The sequence below is a fragment of the Streptomyces orinoci genome (assembly GCF_003121295.1).
Lineage (GTDB): Bacteria > Actinomycetota > Actinomycetes > Streptomycetales > Streptomycetaceae > Streptomyces > Streptomyces orinoci.
Genome location: NZ_PHNC01000009.1, coordinates 149,553 through 159,829, shown reverse-complemented (window position 1 = coordinate 159,829; position 10,277 = coordinate 149,553). Strand labels below are relative to the sequence as shown.

General features: G+C 70.9%; 9 protein-coding genes. All 9 read left to right on the top strand.

Annotated elements, in window-relative coordinates; genetic code table 11:
- Positions 1–7 precede the first annotated feature (7 nt).
- From CV755_RS07250 to CV755_RS07210, 9 genes are read left to right on the top strand one after another with little or no spacing between them, the layout of a single operon-like run.
- On the top strand, positions 8–1,537 hold the full coding sequence (locus tag CV755_RS07250; protein ID WP_109279343.1) for a right-handed parallel beta-helix repeat-containing protein: 1,530 nt from the start codon (positions 8–10) through the stop codon (positions 1,535–1,537).
- 1 nt (position 1,538) lies between these two features.
- The gene (locus CV755_RS07245) at positions 1,539–2,774 is read left to right on the top strand and encodes a hypothetical protein (protein ID WP_109279342.1); all 1,236 of its coding nucleotides are present in this window, start codon (positions 1,539–1,541) and stop codon (positions 2,772–2,774) included.
- A 2-nt stretch (positions 2,775–2,776) separates the two neighbouring features.
- Positions 2,777–3,985, top strand: coding sequence for a glycosyltransferase (locus CV755_RS07240; protein WP_109279341.1), 1,209 nt, complete (start codon positions 2,777–2,779; stop codon positions 3,983–3,985).
- A complete protein-coding gene (locus CV755_RS07235) occupies positions 3,982–5,217 on the top strand; it encodes a class I SAM-dependent methyltransferase (protein WP_109279340.1) in 1,236 nt (411 codons plus the stop codon). Before CV755_RS07240 ends, CV755_RS07235 begins: the two co-directional genes overlap by 4 nt.
- A gap of 13 nt (positions 5,218–5,230) precedes the next feature.
- Positions 5,231–6,025 (top strand): glycosyltransferase family protein, encoded by a 795-nt coding sequence (locus CV755_RS07230; RefSeq protein WP_109279339.1) that lies wholly within the window; start codon positions 5,231–5,233, stop codon positions 6,023–6,025.
- Positions 6,022–6,669 (top strand): PIG-L deacetylase family protein, encoded by a 648-nt coding sequence (locus CV755_RS07225; RefSeq protein ID WP_109279338.1) that lies wholly within the window; start codon positions 6,022–6,024, stop codon positions 6,667–6,669. The genes CV755_RS07230 and CV755_RS07225 overlap by 4 nt, the downstream gene beginning before the upstream one ends.
- Before the next feature lie 3 nt (positions 6,670–6,672).
- Positions 6,673–7,698 carry an NAD-dependent epimerase/dehydratase family protein gene (locus CV755_RS07220; RefSeq protein ID WP_109279337.1) on the top strand — a complete coding sequence of 342 codons (1,026 nt, stop codon included), beginning with the start codon at positions 6,673–6,675 and terminating at the stop codon, positions 7,696–7,698.
- The gene (locus tag CV755_RS07215; protein WP_109279336.1) at positions 7,695–8,969 is read left to right on the top strand and encodes a DUF4910 domain-containing protein; all 1,275 of its coding nucleotides are present in this window, start codon (positions 7,695–7,697) and stop codon (positions 8,967–8,969) included. The genes CV755_RS07220 and CV755_RS07215 overlap by 4 nt, the downstream gene beginning before the upstream one ends.
- Complete coding sequence (locus tag CV755_RS07210) at positions 8,966–10,258, top strand: MATE family efflux transporter (RefSeq protein WP_109279335.1); 1,293 nt, start codon at positions 8,966–8,968, stop codon at positions 10,256–10,258. Before CV755_RS07215 ends, CV755_RS07210 begins: the two co-directional genes overlap by 4 nt.
- Positions 10,259–10,277: the final 19 nt, after the last annotated feature.

The window sequence follows — 10,277 nt, the reverse complement described above, 5'->3', positions numbered from 1 at the left end:
AGGACGCGTGGGGATCAAGTGGCGGCACCGGGCCTGGGCGGCGGCACCGCCGGCGCTGGCCCTGCTGGCGGCCGGCTGTGCGGGCACCTCGGGTGCCGGTACGGAGCCGACCGCCCGGCCATCGGCGTCCCCGGCCCGGTCCGTGGCCCGGGTGTGCGCCCAGCCCCCGGCCGGGCCGGCGAAGGCGCCGGCGGGCGCGGTGACGGTGGACCCCGCGGTGGCCGGTGACCTGGCCGCGAAGACCAAGAGCAGCCCCCCGAACACCACCTTCTGGCTTCGGCCGGGCAAACACCGGCTCGACCCGGACCGCTACTCCCAGGTCATCCCCAAGGAGGGGGACCGCTACCTCGGCGCGCCGGGCGCGGTGCTGGACGGCAACAAGACCAACCAGTACGCGTTCGGCGGCACCGCCCGCGATGTCACCATCGGCCATCTGACCGTGCAGGGATTCGCCGCGCCGCAGAACGAGGGCGTGGTCAACCATGATTCGGCCGACGGATGGGTGATCGAGCACTCGACCATCCAGTACAACTCCGGCGCCGGGCTGATGGCCGGTGCCCGCCAGCGGGTCAGCGCCAGTTGCCTGCGCGGCAATGGGCAGTACGGAATGAACGCCTACAAGGCCGGCGACCCCATCAGCGGCCTGGTGCTGGAGGGCAATGAGATCACGGCCAACAACACCGAGGACTGGGAGCGGCGGAAGCCGGGCTGCGGCTGCACCGGGGGCGTCAAGTTCTGGGCGGTCAACGGCGCCGATATTCGCGGCAATTGGGTGCACGACAACCGTGGCACCGGGTTGTGGGCGGACACCAACAACAATGACTTCCGCATCGAGGACAATGTGCTGGAGGCCAATGACGGTGCCGCGCTGATCTATGAGACCAGCTATAACGCGGTCATCCGGAACAACACGATCCGGCGGAACAACTGGGTCGAGGGCCGCAAATACGCCGACCGGGGCGACAACTTCCCTTTCGCCACCGTCTACTTGTCCGAGTCCGGCGGTGAACCACGGATCCGGGCCCGCACGGACAAAATCGATATCTACCGGAATACGCTGGAGAACAACTGGTCCGGAATCACCCTGTGGGAGAACGCCGACCGGTTCTGCAACAGCCCGGCCAACACCTCGTCCGGTGACTGCACCTTGCTGGTGCGGCACTCCGACCGCTGTGCGCGGCCGACGATCGCCAGCGCACCGCTCTATGCCGACTGCCGGTGGAAGACCCAGCGGGTGGACATCCACAACAACCGCTTCCTGCTGGACACTTCCGTCGTCAAGTGCACGGCGAAGTGCGACCGCATGGCGGTGCTGGCCAACTACGGCACCTATCCCGACTGGTCGCCGTACCAGGGCGAGCGGGTGGCCGAGGCGATCACCCTGGAGCAGCACAACCGCTGGCATGACAACGTCTATACCGGGCCATGGAAGTTCGTCGCCCATGACCCGGCCCGGGTGCTCGACTTCGGGCAGTGGCAGGGCACCCCGTACCAGCAGGACCCGGGCAGCACCCTCGACCCACGGGCCGGTGGCTGAGATGGGCACACCGCACGGCACACCGAGGATGGCCGGCCTGGTCTGGGGATTGCTGATCCTCAATACGCTCGGCTCCGCCGGGGCGAAGACCATCGTCCCGCTGCCCCGCTCCCTCATCCAGCTGGTCACCATGGGCTCGCTGGTGGCCGCGTTCACGCTGGCGCTCGCGCTCAATCCCCGGCTGCGCATCAAGGCCGGCGCCTTCCTGTTCCTGCTCACCCTGCTGCTGGTGCCGAGCGTGATCTCCAGCGTGAACCTGGAGTCCGGCCTGGGCGCCCTGTTCCGGTGCGCCCGGCTGGCCCTCTTCACCGGCACGCTATGGCTGCTCAGCCGCTGGTGGGACGACGGCCAGACCTTTGTCCGGCACCACATCCGGATGTACTTCGCGGTGCTCGGGTCGGTGGCCGCCGGGCTGGCCGTCTCACCGGGCGCGGCCATGCCCGACCTCTATGGCGGGCGGCTGGTCGGCGCGCTGTGGCCGCTGACGCCGCCGCAGATCGGCCAGTACGCGGCGGTGATCACCGGACTCACCGTGCTGCTCCTGCTGGGCCGGCGGACGGACCGGGCGAGCGCGGCGGTGGTCATCGTGCCGTCACTCATCCTGCTCGCGCTGACCCATACCCGGACGGCCACCCTCGGCCTGTTCATCGGGCTGGCCTTGGCGATCGGCTCGCTCCTGCTGACCAGCGCCGCGGCCCGCCGGTTCTTCACCTGGGCGGTGCTGTGCGCCGTGGTGGCCGCGGTGGCGTTCGCCTCCGCGCTCCAGGCATGGTTCCTGCGCGGGCAGAGCCAGGAGAACTTCTCCAACCTCACCGGGCGGGCCAAGGTCTGGGACGCCCTGCTGGCCGCGCCCCGGACGGGAGTGCAGCAGGCCTTCGGCGTGGGCCTGGGCGACAAGTCCTTCGGCGGGCTGCCCATCGACAACAGCTGGCTGGCCGTCTACAACGAGCAGGGCCTGACCGGTATCGCCCTGGTGGCGGCGGTCTTCGTCGTACTGGGCGGGGTGGCGCTGCTACGGCCGCCGTCGCTGTCGAGGGCCTGCGCGATCTTCCTGATCGGCTACTGCGCGATCGCCTCGTACACCGAGGCCGGGCTGGGCGATGCCTCGCCCTATCTGCTGCACCTTGCCGTGGCCGCCGCTCTGCTGACGGCGCCTGACACGGCCACGCCCCTCCCGGCGCCCGCTCTCCCCCGCCGGCATCTCCCGGGCCGGGCCCTGGATCGGAGGTCACCTTGAGCATGCACATCCTGGTGGTGCACAACCGCTACTCCTCGGCACAGCCGAGCGGGGAGAACAAGGTCGTCGATCAGGAGGTGGAGCTGCTGCGGGCGGCCGGCCACCGGGTCGAGATGTTCGAGCGGCGCAGCGATGACATCGCCGCCCGCTCCCTGCCGGGCAAGGCCGCGGTGCCGCTGCTGGTGCCATGGAACCCGGCGGTCCGCACCAAGCTCGCCGCCCGGCTGCGCGCGGAGCGGCCGGATGTGGTGCATATCCACAATGTCTTCCCGCTGCTGTCGCCCGCGGTGCTGGCCGCCTGCGCCGACACCGGGGTGACCGCCGTGGCCACCCTGCACAACTACACCCAGATCTGCCCGCCCGGCACCCTGCAACGGGACGGCCGGCCGTGTGCCGAATGCGTCGGGTCGGCGCCGCTGCCCGCCGTGCGGCACGGCTGCTACCGGAACTCCCGGCTGGCCACGGTGCCGTTGGCGGTCAGCCTGTCGGTCAACCGTCGCCGGTGGTGGTCGGGTGTGGAGCGGTTCTTCTGTATCTCGGCGGCGCAGCGCGATGTCCTGGTGCGGGCCGGTATGCCACCCGGGCGGCTGGCGGTGAAGCACAACTTCGTTCCCGAACCGGGCGCCCGCCGGTCGGGCACCGGTGAGCATCTGCTCTACCTCGGCCGCCTCGCGGAGGCCAAGGGCGTACGGCTGCTGATGGCCGCCTGGGACGAGATCGCCGCCAACGGCGGTGTGGGCGTGCCGCTGGTGATCGCCGGCGCGGGGCCGCTGGCACCGGAGGTGACGGCCTGGGCGGCAGGCCGGGAGGACGTGCGGTACGCCGGGCTGTACGGCCCGGAGCAGTGCCGGGAGGCCATCGCGCGATCGGTCGCCGTGGTGGCCCCCTCGACCTGGCTGGAGGCCTTCGGCCTGGTGGTGGTGGAGGCGATGGCGGCGGGGGTCCCGGCCGTCGCCGCCGGTCATGGCGCCTTCACCGAACTCGTCGAGGACGGGGTGACCGGACTGCTGCACCGGCCGGGCGAATCCGCCTCGCTGGCGTCCTGTCTGCGCCGGATCACCGCCGGTCCGGCCGCCAACCGGGAGCTGGGCCGGGCGGCCCGGCGCCGCTATGAGCAGGCATTCAGCCCGGCCGTCGGGCTGGAGCGCCTGGTGGACGGATACCGCACCGCGATCGCGGGGCGGCTGGAATCAATGGGGGGCAATAGATGACACGATGCCGGCTCTGCGACTCGGAAGCGATGGCGAGCGTGGTCGATCTCGGGGCGACACCGCCCTGTGAGAGCTTTCTCGCCGCGGACCAACTGGACCGGCCGGAGCCGGCGTACCCGCTGCATCTGCGGGTCTGCACCGACTGCTGGCTGGCGCAGATCCCTCCGCTGATCACGCCGGAGGAAACCTTCACTCAGTACGCGTACTTCTCCTCCTATTCGACCTCCTGGGTCGAGCATGCGCGCACCTTTGTCGCCGACGCCGTACCGCGGGTGGGCCTCGGCCCCGACGCCTTTGTGGTCGAAGTCGCCAGCAATGACGGGTACTTGCTGAAACATGTGGTGGACCGCGGGATCCGCTGTCTGGGCATCGAGCCGTCGGTGAATGTCGGTGCCGCGGCGCGGGACGCGGGAGTGCCCACGCTCACGGAGTTCCTCACCCCGGCCACCGGCTCGGCCGTCCGCGCCGAGCACGGCCCGGCGGACCTGGTGGTGGCCAACAATGTGTATGCCCACATCCCCGATGTGGTCGGGTTCACCCAGGGGCTGCGCGCCCTGGTCGCCGACGACGGCTGGGTCTCCATCGAGGTCCAGCATCTGCTGACCCTGATCGAGCAGAACCAGTACGACACGATCTATCACGAGCACTTCCAGTACTACACGGTCGGGTCCGCGATCCGGGCGCTGGCCGCCGGCGGACTCACCCTGGTGGACGTCGAGTTGCTGCCCACACATGGCGGCTCCATCCGGCTGTGGGCCCGGCCGGCCGAGGCGGCCGGCGAGCCAAGCCGGTCCGTGGCCGAGGTGCTGGACCGGGAAAAGGCCGCCGGGCTGCGGGAGTTGTCCGGGTACACCGAGTTCTCCGCCCGGGTGGCCAAGGTACGCCGGGACCTCCTGCGGTTCCTGATCGAGGCGGCCGAGCGCGGCGAGACGGTGGTCGGCTATGGCGCCCCGGGCAAGGGCAACACCCTGCTCAACCACTGCGGCATCCGGCCCGACCTGCTCCCTTACACGGTGGACCGCAACCCCTACAAACACGGCAGGTTCACCCCGGGCACCCGTATCCCGGTCCTGCCGCCCGAACGGATAGCCGCCGACAAGCCGGACTACATCCTCGTCCTCCCATGGAATCTGCGGGCCGAGCTGACCGAGCAGTTGTCCTTTGTGCACGACTGGGGCGGCCGGCTGGTCTTTCCCATCCCGGAACTGACCATTGTCGAGGCCACGTCCTGAAAGGGGTTGCAGCATGAAGGTCGTTCTGTTCTGCGGCGGTTATGGGCTGCGTATGCGCAATGGCGCCGCCGACGATATGCCCAAGCCGATGGCGATGGTCGGCCCCCGGCCGCTGATCTGGCATGTGATGCGCTACTACGCGTACTTCGGGCACACGGAGTTCATCCTCTGCCTCGGCTATGGGGCCCACCACATCAAGAATTTCTTCCTCAACTACGAGGAGACCACCTCCAACGACTTTGTACTGCGCAATGGGCGGACCGAGTTGCTGTCCACCGATATAGCCGACTGGACCATCACCTTTGCGCAGACCGGCATCGAGTCACCGATCGGCGAGCGGCTGCGCCGGGTACGGCACCACCTGGACGGCGAGGAGATGTTCCTCGCCAACTACGCCGATGTGCTCACCGACGCCCCGCTGCCGCAGATGATCGACTCCTTCGCCCGGCGCGACGCCGGTGCGTCGATGATGGTGGTGCCGCCGCAGTCCTCGTTCCACTGCGTGGACCTGGGCGAGGACGGCCTGGTGGGGGGCATCACCGCGGTGAGCGAACTGCCGCTGTGGGAGAACGGCGGCTACTTTGTGCTCCGCCAGGAAATCTTCGACCACATCCCCGAGGGCGGAGACCTGGTCGCCGACGGCTGCGCCCAACTGGCCAAGCAAGGCAGGCTGTTGGCGCACCAGCACCGTGGCTTCTGGAAGCCTACCGACACGGTGAAGGAGCGGGCCGCGCTTGACGCCGCCTACGCCCGGGGCGATCGCCCATGGGCCGTCTGGGAACGGGACGCCGCCGGAGCGAGGGCGTGATCCGGCTCGGGGCCGGGCGCCTGGACCGGCTTGTCGCGGTGGGCGCGCACTGCGATGACATCGCCATCGGCGCCGGCGGCACACTGCTGACCCTGTGCCTGGCACGGCCGGGTATCCGCGTTGACGCGCTGGTGCTCTCCGGCGGTGGCAGCGAGCGGGAGCAGGAGGAGCGGGCCGCGCTCGCCGCCTTCTGCCCGGGCGCCGAACTGCTGCTGACCGTGGACAAGTTGCCGGACGGCCGGCTGCCCGCGCGCTGGGACGAGGCCAAGGCCGCCATCGAGGAACTGCGCATCCGGACCGAGCCGGATCTCGTGCTGGCCCCGCGCACCGATGACGCGCACCAGGATCACCGTGGCCTGGCGAAGCTGGTGTCCACCGCGTTCCGCGACCACCTGGTGCTCGGCTACGAGATCGTCAAGTGGGACGGCGATCTCGGCCGTCCGGCGGCGTACCAGCCGCTGTCGCCGGAGATCGCCGAGGAGAAGGTGCGGCTGCTGCAGGAGCACTACCCCTCGCAGCGGCACCGGCCCTGGTACGACCGGGAGGCATTCCTGGGGCTGGCGCGGATCCGTGGCATCGAATGCCATGCGCGCTACGCCGAGGCCTTCGCCGCCACCAAACTCACTCTCAACCTGGGGGGTTGAACCTTGCGCGTACTGCTGACCGGACACCAGGGCTATCTGGGCACCGTGATGGCCCCGGTCCTCGCGGCCGCCGGGCATGAAGTCACCGGGCTGGACGCGGGCCTGTTCGCCGACTGTGTACTGGGCCCGGCGCCCATGGACCCGCCGGGACGGCAGATGGACCTGCGCGATACAACGGCCAAGGAGCTGGCCGGAGTTGACGCGGTGATCCATCTGGCCGCCCTGTCCAACGACCCCTTGGGATCGCTGGCGCCGGAGCTCACCTATGACATCAACCACCATGCGTCCGTACGGCTGGCCAAACTGGCCCGCGAGGAGGGCGTACGGCGCTTCCTGTACGCGTCCACCTGCTCGGTCTACGGCGCCGCCGGCGGCGATGAGCTGGTGACCGAGGACGCCCCGCTGCGCCCGGTGACGCCCTACGCGGAGTCCAAGGTACGGGTGGAGGACGAGCTGCATGCGCTGGCCGATGGCGACTTCAGCCCGGTGTATATGCGCAATGCCACCGCCTTCGGCTACTCCCCCCGGCTGCGCGCCGACATTGTGCTCAACAACCTGGTGGGCCATGCGCTGCTGTCCGGCGAGGTGCTGGTGCTCTCCGACGGCACCCCCTGGCGCCCGCTGGTGCACGCCGCCGATATCGCCCGGGCCTTCGCGGCCGCGCTGACCGCGCCCCGGGAAGCGGTGCACGACCGGGCCTTCAACATCGGCAGCGAGATCAACAACGTCACGGTCGCCGAGATCGCCGGGCAGGTCGCCGAGGCGGTATCCGGCTCCCGAGTGGTGATCACCGGGGAGACCGGCGCCGATCCACGGTCGTACCGGGTGGACTTCTCCCGGTTCCGCGCCGCGGTGCCCGGCTTCGCATGCGAGTGGACGGTAAAGCAGGGCGCGCTCGAACTGGCCGATGCCTACCGGAAATACGGGCTGACCCGGGAGGACTTCGAGCGGCGCTTCACCCGGCTGGCCGTGCTGCGCGCGGCGTCCGAGGCCGGCACCGTGGACGACACCCTGCGGCGGCGTGGATGACGACCGTAGGCCACCAAATGCACGCCCTGGTGGAGCGGTTGTACCCGCTGTGCCGGAGCATCACCGGCGACGGGGTGCGCGCCACCCTGGAGATCGTCGGCGAGTATGTCCCCTTGCGGGTGCATGAAGTGCCCACCGGGACTCAGGTGCTCGACTGGACGGTGCCCCAGGAGTGGAACATCCGGGACGCCTATATCGCCGACAGCGCGGGCAACCGGGTCGTTGACTTCGCCGCGTCCAGCCTTCATGTGCTCGGCTACAGCGTGCCGGTGTCGGCGACCATGCCGCTGGCCGAGCTGCGCGGCCACCTGCACACCCTGCCGGACCACCCGGCGTGGGTGCCGTACCGCACCAGCTACTACCAGCCGGCCTGGGGGTTCTGCCTGGCCCAGGAGACCTTGGACGCGCTGCCGGACGGCGAGTACCAGGTCCGCATCGACTCCACACTCGCCGATGGCCACCTCACCTACGCCGAACACCTCGTTCCCGGGCAGGTCGCCGACGAAGTGCTCGTCTCCTGCCATGTCTGCCATCCATCGCTGGCCAACGACAACCTGGCCGGCATCGCGGTGGCGGCATTCCTGGCCCGGGCGCTGGCGGAGCAAACCCCCTACTACACCTACCGGTTCCTGTTCGCACCCGGCACCATCGGGGCGGTCACCTGGCTGGCCCGGAACGCGGAGCGGATCGACCGGGTCAAGCACGGGCTGGTGCTGGCCTGTGCCGGTGACCGGGGACAGCTGACGTACAAACAGAGCAGACGCGGCGACGCGGAGATCGACCGGGTGCTGCGGCATGTGCTGCGCGCATCCCAACGCCCGCACCGCATCGTCGAGTTCACCCCGTACGGCTATGACGAGCGGCAGTTCTGCTCGCCCGGGTTCGATCTCGGCGTGGGCTCGCTCAGCCGGACCCCGTACGCCGGCTACCCCGAGTACCACACCTCGGCGGACAACCCGGACTTTGTCTCCCCGGAGGCGATGGCGGACACGCTCGCCGTCTGCCGTGAGGCATTCGCCGTGCTGGACCGCAACCGGCGGTATGCCAACCTCAGCCCGTATGGCGAACCGCAGCTGGGCCGGCGGGGGTTGTATGACTCGCTCGGCGGGCGCAGCGACGCCAAGCAGGCCGAGATGGCCATGCTCTGGGTGCTCAGCCTCTCCGACGGCGAGCACAGTCTGCTGGACATCGCCGAGCGGTCCGCCCTGCCGTTCGACACCGTCGCCGCCGCGGCCGACGCCCTGCACGGCGCCGGGCTGATCAAGGCATGACGCCGATGACCGCCGGGAGACAGCCCCGGGCCGGAGGCGCCCGGCCGACCGCCGGGCGGGCCATGGCCGGCCGGCTGTCCTGGGGACTGGCCGACCAGGCGGCCTCCAGCCTGAGCAACTTCGCGGTGGGGATCTATGTGGCCTGCTCGCTGGGGCTGGCCGCGTTCGGGGCGTTCAGCCTGGCCTGGGTGACCTATGGCGTGGTGCTCAGCGTCTCCCGCGGGCTGGCCACCGACCCGCTGGTGGTGCGCTTCAGCGGTGTGCCGGAGGCGTCCTGGCGCGGGGCGGTGGCCCGGTCCTCGGGTACCGCGCTGGGCGTGGGCGCCGTCATCGGCGCGGTGTGCATGGTGGCCGGGCCGGCTCTCGGCGGCCGGGTGGGGCCCGCCTTCGGCTGCCTGGGCGTGATGCTGCCGGGGCTGCTGCTCCAGGACGCCTGGCGGTACGCGTTCTTCGCCGCCGGCTCCGGGCGGAAGGCGTTCGTCAACGACCTGGTGTGGGGCGTCGCGCTCGTCCCGGCCATGGTGGTGGCGGCCCGGGTGGGCAGCGTGGCCGCCTTTGTGCTCGCCTGGGGCGGGTCCGCCGCGGTGGCCGCGGGCTATGGCTGCCTCCAGTCCGGGATCCGGCCACAGCCGGCCGGAGCGCGCCGGTGGCTTCGCGAACACCGCGACCTCGGCTACCGGTACCTGGCCGAGAACACCTGCGTCAGCGGCGCCGGCCAACTGCGGGCGTATGGTCTCGGCGCGATCGTCGGGGTCAGCGCGGTGGGGGTGATCCGGGGCGCCGAGCTCCTGCTCGGCCCCTTCCTCGCCGTGCTGATGGGGCTGTCGCTGGTCACCGTGGCGGAGGCGGCCCGGGTGCTGCGACGGGCCCCGCACCGGCTGGGCGCCTTCTGCCTTCTGCTGGGCGGCGGACAGGCCGTCGCCGCGCTGCTCTGGGGCGCGACGCTGCTGCTGGTGCCGGACCGGCTCGGCGAGCTGGTGCTGGGCGATGTCTGGGGCTCCGCCTCGGGGCTCATCGTGCCCGCCACCCTCGGCGTCGCGGGCGCCGGCCTGGGCACCGGCGCGGCGGCCGGGCTGCGCGCGCTCGGCGCGGCCCGGCGCAGCCTGCGCAGCCAGCTCTTCGCCTCCACCTGCTATGCCGGCGGCGGGCTCGGCGGGGCGGCCCTGGCCGGCACGGCCGGCTCGGCCTGGGGCGTAGCCGCCGCCACCGCCTGCGGCTCGGCCGTGTGGTGGCTGCAACTGCGGTCCGCCCTGCGCGGGCGCCGCCGAGATCCATCAGACACCCCCTGAACCCCATCCCCGAAGTGAG

What these genes read in the sequence shown, in the direction of transcription:
- CV755_RS07240 (WP_109279341.1), top strand. Translation starts at nt 2,777, where the DNA reads ATGCACATCCTGGTGGTGCACAACCGCTACTCCTCGGCACAGCCGAGC.
- CV755_RS07210 (WP_109279335.1), top strand. Translation starts at nt 8,966, where the DNA reads ATGACGCCGATGACCGCCGGGAGACAGCCCCGGGCCGGAGGCGCCCGG.
- CV755_RS07215 (WP_109279336.1), top strand. Translation starts at nt 7,695, where the DNA reads ATGACGACCGTAGGCCACCAAATGCACGCCCTGGTGGAGCGGTTGTAC.
- CV755_RS07245 (WP_109279342.1), top strand. Translation starts at nt 1,539, where the DNA reads ATGGGCACACCGCACGGCACACCGAGGATGGCCGGCCTGGTCTGGGGA.
- CV755_RS07230 (WP_109279339.1), top strand. Translation starts at nt 5,231, where the DNA reads ATGAAGGTCGTTCTGTTCTGCGGCGGTTATGGGCTGCGTATGCGCAAT.
- CV755_RS07235 (WP_109279340.1), top strand. Translation starts at nt 3,982, where the DNA reads ATGACACGATGCCGGCTCTGCGACTCGGAAGCGATGGCGAGCGTGGTC.